Annotated in this window: 17 protein-coding genes and 1 tRNA gene; 13 read left to right on the top strand and 5 right to left on the bottom strand. The window is 57.8% G+C overall.

Annotation, left to right across the window (positions count from 1 at the left end):
• Nucleotides 1–39: 39 nt before the first annotated feature.
• From ACA059_RS22615 to ACA059_RS22605, 3 genes are all read left to right on the top strand, one after another.
• Nucleotides 40–1245 (top strand): acetyl-CoA C-acetyltransferase, encoded by a 1206-nt coding sequence (locus ACA059_RS22615; RefSeq protein ID WP_497631067.1) that lies wholly within the window; start codon nucleotides 40–42, stop codon nucleotides 1243–1245.
• A 32-nt stretch (nucleotides 1246–1277) separates the two neighbouring features.
• Nucleotides 1278–3422, top strand: coding sequence for a 3-hydroxyacyl-CoA dehydrogenase NAD-binding domain-containing protein (locus tag ACA059_RS22610; RefSeq protein WP_497631066.1), 2145 nt, complete (start codon nucleotides 1278–1280; stop codon nucleotides 3420–3422).
• Nucleotides 3423–3517: 95 nt separating this feature from the next.
• Nucleotides 3518–4249, top strand: coding sequence for an amidotransferase (locus tag ACA059_RS22605; protein WP_497631065.1), 732 nt, complete (start codon nucleotides 3518–3520; stop codon nucleotides 4247–4249).
• Nucleotides 4250–4395: 146 nt separating this feature from the next.
• On the opposite strand, the gene ACA059_RS22600 is transcribed toward ACA059_RS22605, so the two are convergent.
• The 3 genes from ACA059_RS22600 to ACA059_RS22590 form a co-directional block, all read right to left on the bottom strand.
• Complete coding sequence (locus ACA059_RS22600) at nucleotides 4396–5367, bottom strand: magnesium and cobalt transport protein CorA (protein WP_497631064.1); 972 nt, start codon at nucleotides 5365–5367, stop codon at nucleotides 4396–4398.
• Between the two features lie 162 nt (nucleotides 5368–5529).
• Nucleotides 5530–6252: a 1-acylglycerol-3-phosphate O-acyltransferase gene (locus ACA059_RS22595; RefSeq protein ID WP_497631063.1), complete on the bottom strand. Its 723-nt coding sequence runs from the start codon at nucleotides 6250–6252 to the stop codon at nucleotides 5530–5532.
• Between the two features lie 214 nt (nucleotides 6253–6466).
• On the bottom strand, nucleotides 6467–7156 hold the full coding sequence (locus tag ACA059_RS22590) for a crotonase/enoyl-CoA hydratase family protein (protein ID WP_497631062.1): 690 nt from the start codon (nucleotides 7154–7156) through the stop codon (nucleotides 6467–6469).
• 64 nt (nucleotides 7157–7220) lie between these two features.
• On the opposite strand from ACA059_RS22590, the gene ACA059_RS22585 reads away from it, so the two are divergent.
• The 9 genes from ACA059_RS22585 to ACA059_RS22545 all read left to right on the top strand — a co-directional run bounded on the left by ACA059_RS22585 (nucleotide 7221) and on the right by ACA059_RS22545 (nucleotide 12189).
• The gene (locus ACA059_RS22585) at nucleotides 7221–7370 is read left to right on the top strand and encodes a hypothetical protein (RefSeq protein ID WP_185049171.1); all 150 of its coding nucleotides are present in this window, start codon (nucleotides 7221–7223) and stop codon (nucleotides 7368–7370) included.
• A 93-nt stretch (nucleotides 7371–7463) separates the two neighbouring features.
• Nucleotides 7464–7553, top strand: a tRNA-Ser gene (locus ACA059_RS22580).
• Nucleotides 7554–7881: 328 nt separating this feature from the next.
• Nucleotides 7882–8064 (top strand): hypothetical protein, encoded by a 183-nt coding sequence (locus ACA059_RS22575; protein WP_123364738.1) that lies wholly within the window; start codon nucleotides 7882–7884, stop codon nucleotides 8062–8064.
• A 205-nt stretch (nucleotides 8065–8269) separates the two neighbouring features.
• Nucleotides 8270–9550: a serine hydrolase domain-containing protein gene (locus ACA059_RS22570; RefSeq protein ID WP_497634713.1), complete on the top strand. Its 1281-nt coding sequence runs from the start codon at nucleotides 8270–8272 to the stop codon at nucleotides 9548–9550.
• 34 nt (nucleotides 9551–9584) lie between these two features.
• A complete protein-coding gene (locus ACA059_RS22565) occupies nucleotides 9585–9905 on the top strand; it encodes a YbjQ family protein (RefSeq protein ID WP_095130296.1) in 321 nt (106 codons plus the stop codon).
• Nucleotides 9906–10572: 667 nt separating this feature from the next.
• On the top strand, nucleotides 10573–10944 hold the full coding sequence (locus ACA059_RS22560; protein WP_059404653.1) for a hypothetical protein: 372 nt from the start codon (nucleotides 10573–10575) through the stop codon (nucleotides 10942–10944).
• 184 nt (nucleotides 10945–11128) lie between these two features.
• On the top strand, nucleotides 11129–11557 hold the full coding sequence (locus ACA059_RS22555; protein WP_497267178.1) for a glycine zipper domain-containing protein: 429 nt from the start codon (nucleotides 11129–11131) through the stop codon (nucleotides 11555–11557).
• A gap of 127 nt (nucleotides 11558–11684) precedes the next feature.
• On the top strand, nucleotides 11685–11867 hold the full coding sequence (locus ACA059_RS22550; RefSeq protein ID WP_282479668.1) for a hypothetical protein: 183 nt from the start codon (nucleotides 11685–11687) through the stop codon (nucleotides 11865–11867).
• Between the two features lie 109 nt (nucleotides 11868–11976).
• Nucleotides 11977–12189: a hypothetical protein gene (locus tag ACA059_RS22545; RefSeq protein ID WP_150655250.1), complete on the top strand. Its 213-nt coding sequence runs from the start codon at nucleotides 11977–11979 to the stop codon at nucleotides 12187–12189.
• A 580-nt stretch (nucleotides 12190–12769) separates the two neighbouring features.
• Here the strand turns inward: ACA059_RS22545 and ACA059_RS22540 are convergent.
• Nucleotides 12770–13072: a hypothetical protein gene (locus tag ACA059_RS22540; RefSeq protein WP_497631061.1), complete on the bottom strand. Its 303-nt coding sequence runs from the start codon at nucleotides 13070–13072 to the stop codon at nucleotides 12770–12772.
• Complete coding sequence (locus ACA059_RS22535) at nucleotides 13069–17856, bottom strand: RHS repeat-associated core domain-containing protein (protein ID WP_497631060.1); 4788 nt, start codon at nucleotides 17854–17856, stop codon at nucleotides 13069–13071. Before ACA059_RS22535 ends, ACA059_RS22540 begins: the two co-directional genes overlap by 4 nt.
• Nucleotides 17857–18118: 262 nt before the next feature.
• Between ACA059_RS22535 and ACA059_RS22530 the strand changes: the two genes are divergently transcribed.
• Nucleotides 18119–18814 (top strand): HAD-IA family hydrolase, encoded by a 696-nt coding sequence (locus ACA059_RS22530; protein WP_497631059.1) that lies wholly within the window; start codon nucleotides 18119–18121, stop codon nucleotides 18812–18814.
• The last annotated feature ends 51 nt before the right edge of the window (nucleotides 18815–18865 follow it).

Raw genomic sequence — 18865 nt, 5'->3', positions numbered from 1 at the left:
GGACTCTGTATTTACACCCCGCTCAGGTTCGAGGACGTCATGACCCAAGCTTTGATTTTCGACGCGTTACGCACGCCCCGCGGCAAAGGCAAGGCCAATGGCGCCTTGCACAGCGTCAAACCGGTGAACCTGGTTGCCGGGCTGCTCACGGCGCTGCAACAGCGCACGTCCCTCGATACCAGTCAGGTCGACGATGTGGTACTTGGCTGCGTGACGCCCATCGGCGACCAGGGTTCCGACATCGCCAAAACCGCGACCCAGGTGGCGGATTGGGACGTCAGCGTGGCGGGTTTGCAGATCAACCGCTTCTGCGCCTCGGGGTTGGAGGCGGTGAACCTCGGCGCGATGAAAGTGCGTTCCGGCTTCGAAGACCTGGTGGTGGTCGGTGGCGTCGAGTCCATGTCCCGCGTGCCGATGGGCAGCGATGGCGGCGCCTGGGCACAGGACCCGGAAACCAGTTTTCACAGCCATTTCGCCCCTCAAGGCGTGGGCGCTGATCTGATCGCCACGTTGGAAGGCTTCAGCCGTCAAGACGTCGATGCCTATGCGCTGCACTCCCAGCAAAAGGCTGCTCGGGCAAGGGCCGACGGTTCGTTCAACAAATCGCTGGTGCCGGTGCAGGACCAGAACGGCATTATCCTGCTCGATCACGATGAATTCATCCGCGCCGGATCGACCATGGAAGGTTTGGGCAAGCTCAAGCCGAGTTTCGAGATGATCGGGCAAATGGGCTTCGATGCCACCGCGCTTCGGGTCTTCAGCCATGTTGAGCGGATCAACCACGTGCACACGGCGGGTAACAGTTCCGGGATCGTCGATGGCGCGGCGCTGATGCTGATCGGCTCCGAAGCCAAGGGCCGGGCGTTGGGTTTGCAACCGCGGGCGCGGATTGTCGCCACGGCGGTCACCAGCACCGATCCGACCATCATGCTTACCGGTCCCGCGCCGGCCACCCGCAAGGCATTGGCCAAAGCCGGGCTGCGGGTCGAAGACATCGACCTCTTCGAAGTCAACGAAGCCTTTGCCTCGGTGGTGCTGAAATTCATCAAGGACATGGCGATCGACCCGGACAAGGTCAACGTCAACGGCGGCTCCATCGCCATGGGCCACCCGCTGGGTGCCACTGGCTGCGCGATCCTCGGCACGTTGCTCGATGAACTGGAAACCCGACGCCTGCGCTATGGCCTCGCGACGCTGTGTGTCGGCGGCGGCATGGGCATCGCCACCATCATCGAACGCCTCTGAGCCCCGACCGACTTCAAGGAAGCACTTTCATCATGACCGAAGCCATCCGTTACGAAAAAGGCCAGGATCAGATCGTCGTCCTGACCATCGACATGCCGGGCCAGAGCGCCAACACCATGAACGCTGTCTACCGCGAAGCCATGGCCGCGTGCGTTGCCAGACTCGTTGCCGACAAAGACACCCTCGCCGGCGTGATCATCACCTCGGCCAAGAAAACCTTCTTCGCCGGCGGTGACCTCAATGAACTGATCAAGGTCGGCAAGCCTGAAGCCAAAGCCTTCTATGACATGGTGCTGACGCTCAAAGGGCAGCTGCGAACCCTGGAAACCCTCGGCAAACCGGTGGTCGCCGCGATCAACGGCGCCGCGTTGGGCGGCGGTTGGGAAATCTGCCTGGCGTGCCATCACCGGGTGGCGCTGGACGATTCTTCGGTGCAACTCGGCCTGCCGGAAGTGACCCTCGGCCTGCTGCCGGGCGGCGGGGGAGTGGTGCGAATGGTGCGGATGCTCGGTATTGAAAAAGCCTTGCCTTATCTGCTCGAAGGCAAGAAAGTCCGGCCGCAGCAGGCGTTGCGGGCAGGTTTGATTGATGAGTTGGCGACGGATCGTGATGAACTGCTGGCCAAGGCTCGCGCCTGGATTATCGCCAATCCTTCGGTTGTGCAGCGCTGGGACGTGAAGGGTTACCAGATTCCCGGTGGCACGCCGTCGAACCCGAAAGTCGCGCAAATGCTGGCCATCACGCCGTCGATCCTGCGCAGCAAAACCCAGGGCTGTCTGCCCGCGCCAGAGAAAATCCTCTGCGCCGTGGTGGAAGGCGCTCAGGTGGATTTCGACACCGCGCACCTGATCGAAACCCGTTACTTCACCGAATTGACCACCGGCCAGGTGTCGAAAAACCTGATTGGCACGTTCTGGTTCCAGCTCAACGAAATCAATGCCGGCGGCTCGCGGCCCCAGGGCTTTGCACCTTACGTGACGCGTCGAGTGGGCGTGTTGGGCGCAGGCATGATGGGCGCCGGAATCGCCTTTGTCAGCGCGTCGGCCGGCATCGACGTGGTGCTCAAGGACATCAATCTTGCGGCCGCGGAGAAGGGCAAGGCTCATTCGGCGGCGCTGCTGGACAAGAAGGTTGCGCGTGGCCAATTGAGTGCCGATCAGCGCGATGCCACGCTGGCGCGAATTCACCCCACTGAAAACGATGCCGACCTGGCCGGTTGTGATCTGATCATTGAAGCGGTGTTTGAAGATCGCGATCTGAAAGCCAACGTCTCTTCGGCGGCGCAAAAAGTCGTTGGCCCGGATGCGGTGATTGCTTCCAACACGTCGACCTTGCCAATCAGCGGCCTCGCGACCGCCGTGCCGGATCAGAGCAAGTTCATCGGCCTGCATTTCTTCAGCCCCGTGGAGAAAATGCCCTTGGTGGAAATCATCAAAGGTGCCCACACCAGCGACGAAACCCTGGCTCGCGGGTTCGATTTCGTACAGCAAATCAAGAAAACGCCGATTGTGGTCAACGACAGTCGTGGTTTCTTCACTTCGCGGGTGTTCGGCACATTCACCAACGAAGGTATCGCCATGTTGGGCGAAGGCGTGAGCGCGCCGATGATCGAGACCGAAGCGCGCAAGGCCGGCATGCCGATCGGACCTCTGGCGATCTCCGACGAAGTTTCCCTCAGCTTGATGAGCCATATCCGCCAGCAAACCGCCAAAGACCTGCAAGCAGAAGGGAAACCGCTGATTGAGCACCCGGCGTTCGCCGTGATTGACTTGCTGCTCAACGAATACAAGCGTCCGGGCAAGGCTGCGGGTGGTGGTTTTTACGACTATCCGGCCCGTGGGCAGAAGCATCTGTGGCCAGAGCTGAAAAGCCGTTTCGAGAAGGCTGACGGGCAGATTTCGCCCAAGGACGTGCGTGATCGGCTGCTGTTCGTGCAAGCCATCGAAACCGTGCGCTGTGTGGAGGAGGGTGTGTTGACCTCGACGGCGGACGCCAACGTCGGCTCGATCTTCGGCATCGGCTTCGCAGCCTGGACTGGCGGCGCGCTGCAGTTCATCAACCAGTACGGCGTGAAAGATTTCGTCGCCCGCGCCCAGTACCTGGCGGAGCAGTATGGCGAGCGATTCGCCCCCCCTGCGCTATTACTGGAGAAAGCGGCTAAAGGGGAGGCGTTCTAGGGGACGGGTGACGCATTCCGGGGCTTGCCTTGCCACTGTGTTTCAAGGCAGGCTCTGGGGTGTGCATTATTCCCATCACGTGTCAGGTATTTTTTATGTCGTTACGCATCTGCATTCTGGAAACCGACATCCTGCGTCCGGAACTGGTCGATCAATATCAGGGTTACGGGCAGATGTTCCAGCGTCTGTTTTCGCAGCAACCCATCGCTGCCGAGTTCACCGTGTACAACGTGATGCAGGGCGAGTATCCCGGCGATGAGCTGACCTTCGACGCCTATCTGGTCACCGGCAGCAAGGCCGATTCCTTCGGCACCGACCCGTGGATTGAAACCCTCAGGACTTACCTGCTGACCCGCTACGAGCGCGGCGACAAACTGCTGGGCGTGTGCTTCGGCCATCAACTGTTAGCGCTGCTGCTGGGTGGCAAGAGTGAACGCGCGACCCAAGGCTGGGGCGTCGGCACCCACAACTACAAACTCGCCGCCAAGGCGCCGTGGATGAGCCCACTGAGGGAAGAACTGACCTTGTTGATCAGCCACCAGGATCAGGTCACCGCGCTCCCGGAAAACGCCACGGTCATCGCTTCCAGCGATTTCTGCCCGTTTGCCGCGTACCACATCAACGATCAGGTGCTGTGCTTCCAGGGGCATCCGGAATTCATTCACGATTACTCGCGTGCGCTGTTAGATATTCGTCAGCAAGCACTGGGCGAGCAGATTTACTCGAAAGGTATGGCGAGCCTTGAGCACGAACATCACGGCACTACCGTTGCGGAGTGGATGATGCGGTTTGTGGCGCACAAGCCTGAAGCTGGATCGGTTCAATGAGCTGACAACGAACCTGTGGCGAGGGGGCTTGCCCCCGTTGGGTCGCGTAGCGGCCCCCAGCATTCTTCCTGACAGACCACATCGACGACTGCTACGCAGCCGAACGGGGCGGTGCGGCGTTCCGACAAGCCCCCCTCGCCACAGGGTCACAACCACCCGGATTTCTTGAAACTCGCCCACAAACTTACGCACCCCACCGCAATGACCCCCAACACCCCAAAATAACCGTAATGCCAACTCAACTCCGGCATGTCCTGAAAGTTCATCCCGTATATCCCGGCCACCGCCGTCGGGAACGCCAGAATCGCCGCCCACGCCGCAAACTTGCGCTGCACCACGCTTTGGCGTGACGCCTCCAGCAATACCCCAACTTCAATGGTCTGGCTGGCAATGTCCGCCAGGGTCGTCAAGTCTTCCATCTGCCGCGTGACGTGGATCTGCACATCGCGAAAGTACGGGCGCATGTTCTTGTCGATGAACGGAAAGTTGAGTTTTTGCAGTTCCTCACCAATCTCTACCATCGGCGCCGCATAACGACGCAAACGCAAGACATCCCGGCGCAGACTATGGAGTTTTTGAATGTCGCGCTCGTTCAGAGAACTACACATGACGTTGCTTTCCAGCTCATCGATCTCTGCATGGATCGCTTCACCCATTGGCTGGTAGTTTTCGATCACGAAGTCAAGGATGGCATAGAGTACGAAATCTTCCCCGTGCTCCAGCAACAGCGGACGCGCCTCACAACGCTGTCGGACATAGGCGTAGGACGCCGAGTGACCATTGCGTGCGGTAATGATGTAGCCCTTGCCGGCAAAGATATGAGTCTCGATGAACTCCAGTTTTCCTTCATTGCGGATAGGCGAGTACGTGACGATGAACAGTGCGTCGCCGAAGGTTTCCAGCTTGGGTCGACTGTGTTTTTCCAGGGCGTCTTCGATGGCCAGTTCGTGCAGGTTGAATTGGCGTTGCAGATTGAACAACTCCTGGGCGTTCGGCTCTTCAAGGCCGATCCAGACAAAGTGGCCAGGCTTTGCAGCCCAGGCAGCGCCTTCGTCGAGGGTTATATTGGTGACTTTCTTACCGGCGCTATAAACCGCAGCAGCAACAACTCTACCCATGATAGTGATTCACTTCTTATTGGCAGCTTTCTATTAGCAAAGATGGCAGTGGCAGGCAGTGTCCAGCTTAGCCCTGTCTGCTGCTTGAGAGTCAGTGAAATCTGCTGAGTTCATAGGCAAAAGCTCGCAGGCAAAAGAAAACCCGCACAAGGCGGGTTTCTTTTATGCGGCTTGGAGTTGCCGATCCATCGAAGCGATGCACTCGCGCATCTGCTCGCGGCACTGGGCAATCAGCAGCGGCATGTCATCCAGGCTCAATCCAGCCGTAGGAATCGCCGGTAACGAGCGGATCAGAATCTTCCCACTGCGCCAACGGTTCAATCGCATGTGTTTAACGTAACTGCTGACACACACCGGAACAATCGGCACCCCGGCGGCAATGGCCATTTGAAAGGCACCTTTCTTGAACGGCAGTAACTCTTCGCCCAGGTTGCGCGTGCCTTCCGGGAAGACCCAGATCGAAGTGTCTTCATTCCGTAACGTGTGGGTAGTGGTCAGCATCGACTGGCGCGCTTTCTGCGCATTGCCGCGATCGATCAGCACATTGCCCGCCAGCCAGAACAACTGACCAAACAGCGGCACCCACTTCAGACTCTTCTTGCCGATACACACGGTACGGCGGGGCACCACGTTGCCGAACACAAACAGATCGTAGTTGGATTGGTGGTTGGCGATGATCACGCAACTGTCGGGCTTATCCATCAGCGGTCCGACGTCGGCCTTCACCCGCAGACGCAAAATGCACATCGCCGGCCATGCATAAAGACGCGCACACACTCGGCTGTTGTCCGGATTGAACGGTCGGCACAGGCCGAGAATCATCCCAAGCACACCGGCCAGAATAAAGTGCAGCCCCATCAATAACATACGAAACACAAACAGCATTTACAGGCCCCACCGGGACAAAAGGTGGCGCAGTGTACGGATGTGCACTGTTTTCGGCAATTGCCGCTATAGAGGTGGGAGATAGGCGATGTTTGAGCGCATGTTTCCGACTTATGGGTCAGACGCGATCTAGAGCGGTTGTAGGCTTTTCAACTGAGAGCGTAAGAAAAAGCCCGACACGACGGTCGGGCTTTTCGGTGCGGCACGTTTGGGTTTAAACCAAAAAATCCTGATCCTGGATGATCGCGTTGTCCAGTGCCTCCAGCAGCGCCTTGCGTACTTTGAGCTTGGTGTTCTTGTGAGCGGTCATGTTGATCTTCTTCAACTGACGAGCCGCCGCCAGCGCCGCGCCTTGCAGCTCTTCGGCCGACACCACCAGGTCGAAGAAACCGGCATCCACGGCACTTTGCGGATTAAACATCTCAGCGTTGATCACAGAGCGGTGGAATGCCGACTTGCGCAGACGATCACGGGCCAGCTCGATACCGGCGTGGTGCATGGTCATGCCGATCTGCACTTCGTTCAAACCAATGGTGAACGGGCCGTCGACACCAATGCGGTAATCCACCGACAACAGCAGGAACGCGCCCTTGGCCACCGCATGCCCAGGGCACGCGACGATCACCGGGAACGGGTGCGCCAACAGACGACGGGCCAGCGTCGAACCGGCAGTCACCAGCGCTACGGCTTCTTTAGGGCCGGATGTCATCACCTTCAAGTCATAACCGCCCGACAACATCCCGGGAGTACCGGTAATGATCACCACCGCACGATCAGTCACCGCCTGATCCAGCGCGGCATTAAACGCAGCAATCACGTCCGGAGAGATGGCATTGACCTTGCCATTGCTCAAGGTCAGGGTCGCGATACCGTCTTCGAGATGGTAGGAAATCAACTCACTCATGACGCTATTCCTTTCAATAAAGTAGGGCAGACGTTACCCACCGTCGTAGGCCAGGTAAAGCGCCGTGACTGACCGCCCAGTCACCCTTTCCCCGCCCGGCAAGCGTCGCCCGCCACGTCAGCCGCGCATTCCCCTCTATATAGAGGAGGGCGCGAAGCCGGAGATTGGCGGGTTTGCCATGGACTGGAACCTGCTCGAACGACTAAAACGCTAAGCGCATGAAAATTCTGCAAAAAAAGTTTGCCATCGGAAAAGCTTTCGACTACATTAGCGCGCCTCGACAGACAGAACATGTTTGACGAGATACGGTGAAGTGTCCGAGTGGCTTAAGGAGCACGCCTGGAAAGTGTGTATACAAGAAATTGTATCGAGAGTTCGAATCTCTCCTTCACCGCCAAATTCGATGTAACCAAAACCCCTGATTTCGAAAGAAGTCAGGGGTTTTGTGGTTTCTGGCGTCTGGATTTCGTGGGTGGCATGTTATTGACCCACGCCCATCGGCGAAGGTGCTTCCGAAATTCATGTAGGACGGGTGATAGGCATGTGGGAAGTAATGCTGGAAAGCCAGGTAGTTGGGTGCTTTCATAGGTTTCAGCAACTGACACGAGCCGTTTCTGGAGGGGGTATTCGCGTTGCGCCTTTAGGGTACAAAATGAATCAACGGCAAGGCACATGACGCGGTCTATTATCTGGAAGGACGAACGCACGTTATGCAGGAATTCACCATGAAACAGGCCGAACTGGAAAAGGTTCACGTGGAGATCGTCAAGCTGATGGCTGAGCAGCGCAAGCTGAACGCCGAGGCCGGGAAGATGACCCGTGAAACTTTTTGGTATCCGGTGGCTGTAGCGACTGGGTTGATTGGCACGGTGGCCACTGTCACAACTGTGTTGGTCAAGCTGCTCTAATACCTTGGGCAGTAGTCAATGAACAAAGAGCTCCGCATCTCGGCTGTGCAACGGGCGTGAACTCTGTTCGACGACTTTGCAAGCACGGTCTTCAGCTTCCCCTTTCACCTGTTGGACTGCCCACCCCCCCTCGAATGGAATCGACACAATGTCTCACCCTCGCGCCGCTTCCCGCCGCATAGCTATTTCCCTCACCGCCGTGTTGATGAGTACCGCCTCCTTATTCGCCACCGCATCTACGACTAAAACTTTCCCCGATGCCATAGCCAGCGACCCCGCAAAACTAGGCTGGATGGTCGGCTCACCACCACCTGCCGATCGCACCGTGCGTTTCGAAGATGGCAGCTATTTCCAGTTCCCGGCGATGCGCTGGAGTGTTTCGAACTTCCGTCAACTGATGCCAACCATCAACGTTTCACGGGGGCTCGGCGCGCCGGTTCCGTTGATATCTGCGCTGCGCAAAGACATCGATGCGGTCAGCTTCGTCCCGCTTGGCGCGAAGGCTGCGATGACCTGGGAGCAATCCCTCGCGGCCACCTACACCGACGGGATTGTGGTGATGCATCGCGGGAAAGTTGTCTACGAGCGTTACGTTGGCGTGCTGAAGCCTGAAGGCCAGCACGCGGCAATGTCGGTGACCAAGTCCGTGGTCGGCACATTAGGGGCGATGTTGGTGGCAGAAGGGCTAATCGATGCGAACAAGCACGTCGCCGAATACGTCCCCGAACTGGCGGCTTCCGCGTTTGGCAGCGCCACGGTGCGCCAGGTCCTGGATATGACGACCGGCCTCAAGTACAGCGAGGACTACGCCGACCCGAACGCCGAGGTCTGGGCTCATGCAAAAGCTGGCAGCCCTCTGCCCAAGCCCAAGGACTACAGCGGTCCGCGTAGTTACTACGAGTTTTTGCAGACGGTTCAACCGCAAGGCGAACACGGCAGCGCGTTCGGCTACAAGACAGTCAATACCGATGTCCTGGGTTGGATCATCGCTCGAGCGACCGGTCGCAACGTCGCACAGTTGTTGTCGGAACGGATCTGGAGCCGTTTGGGGGTTGAGCAGGACGCCTATTTCACGGTGGACTCCATTGGCACCCCGTTTGCTGGCGGCGGCTTGAGCACGGGCTTGCGCGACTTGGCACGGTTTGGCGAGATGTTGCGTAATGACGGCCAGTTCAACGGTCAGCAAATCGTGCCCAAAGCGGTGGTTGACGACCTCCGTCGCGGCGGCGACGAGCAGGCATTCGCCCAGGCGCGTTACGATTTGTTGAAGGGTTGGAGCTACCGTTCAATGTGGTGGGTGACCGACAAAGAGGGCGAAGCCTTCATGGCGCGTGGGGTCCATGGGCAACGCATTTATGTCGACCCGAAAGCCGAGATGGTGATTGTTCGCTACGCCTCCCATCCGGTCGCCAGTAACTCGGCTAACGATCCGGTCACCTTGCCGGCGTTTGATGCGTTGGCTCAACATCTGTCCAGGTTGCCTTGAGTAACTATTCCCGGACTTTGAAGAAGGAAATTTAATGATCACCACCACAACCCACACCATCGAAGGCCGACAAATCACCGCCTATCTGGACATCGTCAGTGCCGAGTCGGTGCAGGGTGTCAACGTTATCCGCGATATGTTCGCCGGGATGCGGGATTTTTTCGGTGGGCGCTCTCAGACATTGGAGCGGGCGTTGAAGGAAGCACGGATTCAGGCAACCGACGAGTTGAAGGAACGGGCGCGGGCACTTCAGGCTGATGCGGTGGTGGGGCTTGATTATGAGATCAGCATGCCGGCCGGGAAGGGCGGGATGGTGGTGGTGTTTGTGACCGGGACGGCGGTCAAGTTGAGGTGAGTGTGGTCACGAGGCCGTTCGTCGGGGACGCAATAATCTGAACTACAAGTCCGGTAATGACTGACTAGTCTCAAAAGCGTTGAAGGTCGATATTTTTCGGGCAAATAGGGCTTGCCGGTGTCGACCCTTTTTTGAGAGGGGAAAGGTATGGCTGATTCGTATATCGAAGACGACGGGTCTGAGTTTCCGATCAACAATTGCGTGCAGTGTGGTCAAGCGGAGTATATGGCGGGCTTTGGTGAAAACCGGGTCCAGGTCGCCAAATTGAAATCCAAGGCGCCCCGAACTGTAAAGTCGAAATTCTTGCCCAAGAGGATGCCGTCTTCCAGGATGTAACCGTCAACCGGAAAGCCCCCGCCATTGAGCGGGGTTTTTATTTTCACAAGGTCGGCCGTTGGGATTTGGACTACAGATACACAACCCGCTGTTGGTGTTTTTTTTCACAAACTTTTCACACCTACCTACGTAGGCTCAACTCATCCGTTAGAAAGCAGTACCTGGCCCGTTCCCCAGCGGGCTTTTTTTTGCCTGTCATAAAACCTTTTCTAAAAACGCTGTCCAACCGTCGCCTATTGCGAGGTTGTACCCGTGCGTGTCTGGACTTTGTCTCCTCTAAAGCATTCAATCTCGTCCCTTTCGGTTACCCCCTTTTTTTGAGGTTCTTGTCATGCGTTTAACACTGCCTGCTTTGGTTCTGGGGCTTTTGGTTGCTCAAGGTGCGATGGCTGCGGGTGATGGCACTGCCGCCATCGGTGGTGGTTTGGGTGGCGCGCTGGGTAATGTGGTCGGCCAGAGCATGGGTGGCAGCACCGGTGCAGCGATTGGTGCTGGTGTAGCGGGCGCGGCCGGCAGTGCTGTTGCAGCACGCAAAGGCAGCCGCACTAAAGCAGCCATTGGTGGTGGTGTCGGCGCGGCTGGTGGTTCGGTGATCGGCAACAGCTTGGGCGGCAAGACCGGTTCCACCATCGGCGCAGGCTTGGGCGGCGCATTGGGCGGCGGCGTGGGCAGCAACCTGGCCAAAGGTCACAAGCGTCACTGATCCTGATCGATCAGCTCAAAAAAGCCCGGCTTGATGCCGGGCTTTTCGTATCTGGATATTTCTTCTTCGCGCTCTTCGAATTTACAGCTGTCCAACGATCAGCGCTGGCGTGATGAAAAAGCTAGACTCACGCCATCCGTAACGCGTTCTCTTACCCCCGATACGGAATTTAGAGGTTCATATCATGCGTTTGACATTGTCCACGTTGGTTCTGGGACTTTTGGTCGCTCAAGGTGCAATGGCAGCCGGTGACGGCACCGCTGCAGTTGGCGGTGGTATTGGCGGTGCGCTAGGTAACGTGGTCGGCCAGCAAATGGGCGGCAGCACGGGGGCCGCGATTGGCGCCGGTGTAGGCGGCGCGGCAGGTAGCGCGGTCGGCGCGAACAAAGGCAGTCGCACAGAAGCGGCTATTGGTGGTGGTCTGGGGTCGGCCGGTGGCTCGGTGATCGGCAATAGCCTCGGTGGTTCTACCGGTTCGACCATTGGCGCAGGCCTGGGCGGCGCGGCGGGTGGGGCGGTAGGCAACAACTTGGGTAGCGATAGCGGCAGTTCACATTCCGGTAGCGGCCACAAGCATAAGCATAAAAACAAGCACAAGAACAAACATCACTGATTCGACATCGAACTACACCAGGAACCCGGCCTAGCACCGGGTTTTTCGTTTCTGGAGTAGGACTCTGGAACGTTTGGTCGTGGGACGCCTCGAACTTCATACACCCCAGAATGTTGTGAGGCATGCCATGACTCCTGAAACAGAAGGCAAGGAAGAAAAAGGCCCGAGCGGGCTTCCGTTCATTAACGATCCAGGAAACGAAGACCCAGGCTCACTGATGGATGACGCAACAGTGCCGCTCAATGATTCCGATGATGCGGGCGACGTCGGAAATATCGAGTTCGAAGACGAGGAAGAGGACGAAGATTGACCCTGCTGCGCGACGGACACGACCGATTGTCTCTCTGATCGAACACAAAGCAGGGCGCAATCCTCGAAACTTCAGGGCCTACTTTTCAGACCCCCATGAGAGGTGTTTTATGAACGCTGATCCGAAAGACTCCGACATCGACGATACCCCCGAATATCCGCTGCCTTCCCCGACCGATCCCCTGAGTCGTGATCAACGTCCGCCTGATGACGACACCGCTGTAGAGCAGTTGCCTTCTGATGAAGTGAAGCGCGGGGATGTTGAAGCTCACCCTGACGACCCGGACATTGCCGGTGAAGATGGCTCAAACGAGCCGAGCTGAAATACGCTGTGGCACAGCGCCACTCGTCAATTGTGCGGCACCTTTAAAAAGCGATGACTGCCAGAAGTCAGGTACGCACCTTTTAAAGGAGATACACCATGATGAGGTCAAAATTGACGGCCCTGACGGTGATCGGCGTGTTGTCGACCGGCTCAATGTCGGCGTTTGCACAATCCTCCGGCACCGATGCACCTGTGGATAAGGGCGGGATGCCGCCGTACTCCGAAATGAATGCGGGCTCCGCGGACGAGAAGGCGCTGCCGCCTGACACTATTAAGGGTGGGAATGGTGGTGATGCAAATGGAAATAGCACCAGCCCGGAGAAGGGAAGCGGGGCGATGAGTGGTGTAGGTTCGAGTGGGAGCGGTTCTGGGAGTGGGTCTGGAGGCTCTGGTAGTTCTGGGATGAGTGGTAGTTCGGGAGGAGGGACGGGAAGTGCTAGTGGCGGAACACGTGGTTCGGGAGAGTAGGCTAATTGTTATTTAAAAATAAAAGCCCAGCAACTTGCTGGGCTTTGGTGAAATGAGTGAGCGATTTCTAACAATTAACAATTAACAATTAACAATTAACAGATAATCAGTTATCTATCCTTGTTTATCAGATTTTGAGCAGCGATTATTTCTTCGATAAGTAATCGAATCGTACCGGCCTTTGAAAACGCAAGTGGTATGTCCCAGTCATAATTCTTGATAACTCTTATCTGAAAAGAACCGTTGATGTCGAACGACGGATACCAGCCTACATCTAGCAAATGTGTATCGTGATACTCCACTTGCAGCATGTCCTCTTTCAGAAAGTCGATCTGATTTGAGAGGTCTATATTTCTCAGTGCGGAAAGCTCATCGTAAGTGATTTTTCCCGTGATGAATGTTAGGTCAATCACTTCATTAGTCTCCTATATTCGATCTCTGAGATTGGATGTCCATGGATCGTTCTGGCGCTTAGCTCGATGCGTATCCAGCGACTGGGTTTTCCTTCGCTGGCACCGATGTCGGTATCGTATTCTTTGACTTTCCAAGATTTTCCGTTGGTAGTAGGAGAGCCGGTTTTGTAAGCGTCTCGTTCCATGATTTCAACATCGATGCCTTGCTTGTATTTGGCGGGCCCCGACTTGGTTGAGTTTATCGTTTCCTTCCAAGTCATATTTTTTGATGGGTTGTGTTTGTAGCCGTGTGGTGTCCAGTCGACGGTTTCTGGAAATGGAAGATTTGGATTCCCCTCATCAACATTCGCCTTCCCCGCCGGATCCTCATCCCCAAACGCCGACCGCTTACACCCATCCCCACCCGGACACTCACTCAACCCCAACGGATCAACCCACCCTGTCGGGTTCCGCGTGTACTGATACCCGTTTAACCCACCCGCCAACTTGCTCGGATCCGGCGTCAGATACCGTCCAACATCCGGATTGTAGTAGCGATTCCGGTTGTAATGCAGGCCCGTTTCCGCATCGAAATACTGCCCCTGAACCCGCAATGGCTGATCAAGTACCTGATGGGTGTCGCGGTTGAGTCGAGTCAGGCGGCCATACGCTGCGTATCGGGCGGCCCAGATGATCTCGCCGCTGTAGTCGGTGAGTTCTTGCGGTGTGCCGAGATGGTCGAGTTGGTAGTAGAACGGGCAGGCCTGGTGTGGGCCTTTACCGTCGAGCATGGCGAGCGGGCGGAAAGTGCCGGGTTCGTAGAGGTAACTGCGGTGGTGATCCTGGCTGTGTTCGGCGACAAGGTTGTCGCCTTGCCAGAAGAACTCGGTGGTTTTGCCGTCGACGGTTTTGCTGATGCGGCGGCCGAAGGCGTCGTAGCGGTAGGTCGCCTGGCTGCCGTTGGGCAGGGTGGCGCCGATCAGCCGATGTTGGCAGTCGTAGCGGTACTCGGTGACCAGTTTTTGCCCGGTGCCGCGGCGCTCGCGGATCAGATTGCCGAAGGCGTCGTAGTCGTAATGGCGGTCGCCTTGCATCAGCAGGCGGTTGCCTTTGACGGTGGATGGGCCGGGGCGATCCTGCATCAGCAAGTTGCCCGCCGGGTCGTGGGCGAAGCTTTCCGGTTGTTGATCGCGGGAGTGTCGGACGCGGATCAGTCGGTCGAGTGGATCGTATTGGTAGCTGCGTTGGCCGTGACGGGTGTCGGCAATGTAGTCGAGGTTGCCGTTGGCGCTGTAGGCATAGTCGCGGCGATACAGTGGTTGGAGGTATTGGCTGACAGAGTGGGCTTTCAGACGTCCCTGGTCGTCGTACTGATAATCGCTGAGCAACAGGCCTTGTTGGCGGTTTAGTTCGCGGCCGGCGAAGAGCGTATGCGACGTCAGTCGGGTGCCATTGAGGTCGATGGCCATCAGTGCACCGCCCTTGGCGTGGTGGTAATCAAGTTTGCTGTTGTCCGGCAGGCGCAGGCGGTGGAGCTGACCGCAGGCGTCGTAGCCATAACGTAACGTGCCCCAGCCTTGATGTTCGGCGATCAGCCGGTCCTGCTGGTCGTACTCGAATTCCAGCGGATGGTCGTGACCGTCATCGACGCTGACCAGTCGGCCGAGGCTGTCGTAGCGGTATTCAACCTTGATGCCGTCGGGCAGGGTTTTGACCAGCAGGCGTCCGGCCGAATCCCGCTGATAAGCCGTCACCAGTTGCGAGCCGTCCTCGCCGACCTCGGTTTTCTCCAGCAGCTGGCCGTTGAGGTCGTAGGCGTACGCCGTGCGTTGGCCGTCGAATCCGGTTTCCTGTCGGATCAAGCCATTGGGCGTGTAGTCCAGGAGATATTTTTCGCCGGATTCGTTTTCGATTTCCGTGAGCAACAGCTGCGCGTTGTCGTAGCGGTACTTCAGCTGGGTGCCGTCGGCGTTGATACGGCGGCTGACCAGGTGCAGGTCGTCGACGTATTCGTAGCGGGTGACGCGACCCAGTTCATCGCGTTCGGCGGTGATCTTGCCGTAGGCGTTGTAGCTGAAGGCGCGGCTCGCGCCTGTGGGAAGCGTCGTCTGGATCAGTCGGCCAACGGCATCCCATTGGTGCTGGGTGACGGCGCCGTGTTCGTCCTGACGGGTAATCTGCCGCCCCAACGCATCGTAGGAAAACCGCCGCACACCACCATCCGGCAGCGTTTCCTCAACCAGCTGCCCCAAACCATTCCAGACGAACACATGCCGGCTGGTGTCCGGGTAACGGATCGACAGCAGCTGGCCTTTTTCGTCGTAGTGATAGTGGCTGACATGACCGTCAGGATCGGTCGCTTCGGTGATGTCACCTTGGGCGTTGCGCTGATATCTCCAGACGGCTTTGCCGCGAAACCGTGCGTGCAGGAAACCGTTGCGATACTCGTAGGCCGTCGGCTCGTCTTCCGGCGGAATCAGCGCGATAAGCCGTCCGACTTCGTCGTAACGGTATTCGGTGACGGCGCCGAGCGGGTCCTGCTCGGCAAGCAACCGACCGTTGTCGTCGTAGGCCTTGAGGTGTTCACCGCCGTCCAGCTCGACCTTGCGCACCAGTCGCGCGCGGTCGTCGTGGTCGTAAACCTCTTCGCTGCCATCGATGTTCTGGACGGTGACACTGCCCTCGTCATCCCAGACGTAACGCGTGTCCATCTGCGAAAACGACGCCCAATGCCGGACACATCGGGCCGCCTTGCCGGACCTTTCCCACTCCCAGAAGAAACTCGCCCCACCAGTCAGTTGCCGCTGCAGGATGACGTGCTGATCGTCGTAGTCGTAGCGCTCGCTTTCGCCGGCGGCATTGGTCGCCTCGATCAAGCGATGACGAGCGTCGTAGCGATAGGAAACCAGCGTCTGCTCAGTACGCCAGGCGTCTTCCAGGGGGGCGGCCGGATGAAAACGCTGATACTCGACGGCGACCATGTGCCGGCGCTCATAGCGCAATAGAAGGGAGCGCCCTGCGCCGTTATCGAGGCGCTTGATCCTGTCAGAAGAGTCCCGCTGCACCGTCAGCCGATTGCCGTAGGCATCGCTGATAGCCGTCAGATGTCCTGCACGAAAGTGGAAAAAACGCGCTTTTTCGCCAGCCAGGGCGAGGATCAGCTCTTCGGGTTCGTCACCTAGATAAATCGCTGCCCGCGAGAGGCTGTTGTGAATCGTCGGGCGCTCGATATTCGGTAGCGGAAAGGTCGTACGGCGGTTTTCGTGGTCGATCCAGATGACGGTGTCGCCATCAATTTCCAGGTGATGGGCGAGTGAGTGACTCCAGCCGAATCCGAGCCCGCAATCGATCTCCACCGCACTGGTGCGATAGAGTCGGGTGAAGTCGAACGGCAAAATCCCGTCGAGTGATCCGTCGGTCAGCGTGAGCAGTTCCTCGCCCGTGACCATCGATACCGGACAGCCATTGGTACAGGTCAACGGTCCGCAATCGGCGCTGTCACCGTTGGGGTTTTTCGCTTGATCCGGGGCATCGTCGCGATGTTCCTGCCTGCCAATCCTGGTCATGGCTTCAGACTTGTCGCGAGCAATGGCCACCGGATTCTTCACCAACAGAACCGGCGCAACACCCGCGGTGATTTGCAACGACACGGCGGGTGCAGGATTGATCGGTGCATTCCGGGCATTGACCATCAGCGGTTTGAGCGCACCAGCGTGGGCTGTCAGGTCGGACTTGGCGGTGAGCTCAGCCAATCGAAAACTGGCGGCCGCCAGCCATTGCCGGGTCTGTGGGGACTTGATCCTGGACAGCGCCTTCGCACTCAGACGCAATTCCAGTCCCGCAGGACCGGTAAGGCACATGAGTAAGAAACTGATCAATATCTCCGTACGAATTTCCGCCACGACCTCGGCGAGGTACTGTGGCGGCAGCATCCTCAGCCAACTGGTGAGCGCCGCGAGATGAATGAACATCAACGGCTCGTCGCTCAGCATCAGCAACACGTTGGCGATGGACTCCGCCGAAGCGTTCAGCAGCGTTTCGAGCTCGGATTGAGTCAGGTATTCGAGGAGTTTTTCGCTGTTGGCCTGCAGGTTTGCGATCAGGGCATAAATCTGTTTCACGTCATCCCACAAACCGTTCAGCGAGTTCTCGAAGCCGCGCCAATCGGCCTGTTGCAGCATGCCGTAGCGCTTGATGAAACCGTCCTGGGAGAACCCGGCCCACGCTGGTTCGAATTCGGTCGTCCACTCATTGCGCAACCAACCTTCCAGCTCGCCGATGACGCCCTGATAGGAGGCGTAAAGTGCTTTGACGTGATCAGCGGATACATCGGGAAAGAAGGTGATGCGATAACGCTGGCCGCGCGGGCAATCGGGGATTTCCAGGATGCCGCTGGGGCCGATTTCGTCGTAGATCGGCTCGCCAAACGTCTGCTCACCCGCTACGTCGGAAAGCAAAGGTTCAAGCATTACCGGCGTATTGCCGATCGGCACGAAACGCGCGGCCTCAAACATATGCACCAGGGTCAACGGACCGCTGGCCTGGCACGCGGCGACTGTCGCACTGACTGGCGTGGTGGAATTCTTCGGCGCGCTAAGACGGACTTCGTTGCCGACCTTGAACACTTGCTCGACATCCAGTGCCCTACCGGTCCAGAAACTTTCAGCCCAGACGTCGTAGTCGTTCAGGCACAGTCGAAAGTCATCGAGCAGCGCTTCGACATTCGGCTGGTCAGGGTCCATGGCGGCGACCACCAGCAGCCCGATGGTGTTGTTCAAGGCCAGGAGGTTGTCAGGTATGAACATTCGCAGTCCCTCGCGCGGATCAATTCAAAGCGCGAGACTTTGCGGGGGATCGGCGGGGAAAGAAGTCGGGAAAGTAAGTGTTTGGTGTAGGGGAAATCGCTAAATGACGAAGAGCACTTCGGCGCAGGTTTTAGTACCGTTCAGGCATTGCCCGTTGCCCTATGCCCGCCGCGCTCGCTATGCTGCTGAATCCTTTAATCGATCGCGGACCCGGCTGTACCTGAGCCGCCTCTGGGATGTCATAGAAACCGGATCAGATGCGATGAATGCACCGCTGAATGAAATTGGCCCGATCAAGGCCGTGATTTTCGATATGGACGGCTTGTTGCTGGACACCGAGGGTATTTACACCGAGGTCACGTCCATGATTGCTGCGCGTTACGGTCGGGTCTTCGACTGGAGCGTCAAACAGAACATCATCGGCCGTGGCGCGGGTGATCTGGCGCGCTATGTGGTCGAGGCGCTGGACCTGCCGATTACCGCCGAAGAGTTCCTGGTGATCCGCGAACCGCTGATGCGCGAGCGTTTTCCTACAGCGCTGGCGATGCCTGGCGCACAGGAGCTGGTTCGACATCTGAAGGCCAATAACATTCCTATCGCGGTGGGCACCAGCTCTTCGCGTCAGTCGTTCGGCCAGAAAACCACCTTGCATCGCGACTGGTTCGCGCTGTTTGATTTCATCGTGACGGCCGATGATCCGGAAGTCGGCGCGGCCAAACCGGCGCCGGACATCTTCCTCACGGCGGCGCGGCGCCTGGGTGTCGCGCCTGAGGATTGCCTGGTGTTCGAGGATTCGCCGTTCGGTGTCACGGCGGCGAAAGCGGCCGGAATGACCGCGATTGCGATCCCGGATGCGGCGATGGCTGACGAAAAATACGCACACGCCGATGGCATTCTTCGTACGCTGAAAGCGTTCAAGCCGAGCGCTTGCGGTTTGCCAGCGCTCGAATGGGCTTAAAGCTGCGTACATGAAAACGCCGGCAACCTGATCAGGGTTGCCGGCGTTTTT

This window comes from Pseudomonas sp. LBUM1647, assembly GCF_059716175.1.
The sequence above is the reverse complement of the archived record's forward strand: the minus strand, read 5'-3'. Positions and strand labels throughout refer to the sequence as shown.

Excerpts from the sequence above, each read along its gene's own strand:
- ACA059_RS22565 (WP_095130296.1), top strand. The coding sequence starts at position 9,585 with ATGATCACCACCACAACCCACACCATCGAAGGCCGACAAATCACCGCC.
- ACA059_RS22535 (WP_497631060.1), bottom strand. The coding sequence starts at position 17,856 with ATGTTCATACCTGACAACCTCCTGGCCTTGAACAACACCATCGGGCTG.
- ACA059_RS22615 (WP_497631067.1), top strand. The coding sequence starts at position 40 with ATGACCCAAGCTTTGATTTTCGACGCGTTACGCACGCCCCGCGGCAAA.
- ACA059_RS22595 (WP_497631063.1), bottom strand. The coding sequence starts at position 6,252 with ATGCTGTTTGTGTTTCGTATGTTATTGATGGGGCTGCACTTTATTCTG.
- ACA059_RS22530 (WP_497631059.1), top strand. The coding sequence starts at position 18,119 with ATGAATGCACCGCTGAATGAAATTGGCCCGATCAAGGCCGTGATTTTC.
- ACA059_RS22590 (WP_497631062.1), bottom strand. The coding sequence starts at position 7,156 with ATGAGTGAGTTGATTTCCTACCATCTCGAAGACGGTATCGCGACCCTG.
- ACA059_RS22555 (WP_497267178.1), top strand. The coding sequence starts at position 11,129 with ATGCGTTTGACATTGTCCACGTTGGTTCTGGGACTTTTGGTCGCTCAA.
- ACA059_RS22600 (WP_497631064.1), bottom strand. The coding sequence starts at position 5,367 with ATGGGTAGAGTTGTTGCTGCTGCGGTTTATAGCGCCGGTAAGAAAGTC.
- ACA059_RS22560 (WP_059404653.1), top strand. The coding sequence starts at position 10,573 with ATGCGTTTAACACTGCCTGCTTTGGTTCTGGGGCTTTTGGTTGCTCAA.
- ACA059_RS22610 (WP_497631066.1), top strand. The coding sequence starts at position 1,278 with ATGACCGAAGCCATCCGTTACGAAAAAGGCCAGGATCAGATCGTCGTC.
- ACA059_RS22550 (WP_282479668.1), top strand. The coding sequence starts at position 11,685 with ATGACTCCTGAAACAGAAGGCAAGGAAGAAAAAGGCCCGAGCGGGCTT.
- ACA059_RS22575 (WP_123364738.1), top strand. The coding sequence starts at position 7,882 with ATGAAACAGGCCGAACTGGAAAAGGTTCACGTGGAGATCGTCAAGCTG.
- ACA059_RS22570 (WP_497634713.1), top strand. The coding sequence starts at position 8,270 with ATGAGTACCGCCTCCTTATTCGCCACCGCATCTACGACTAAAACTTTC.
- ACA059_RS22545 (WP_150655250.1), top strand. The coding sequence starts at position 11,977 with ATGAACGCTGATCCGAAAGACTCCGACATCGACGATACCCCCGAATAT.
- ACA059_RS22605 (WP_497631065.1), top strand. The coding sequence starts at position 3,518 with ATGTCGTTACGCATCTGCATTCTGGAAACCGACATCCTGCGTCCGGAA.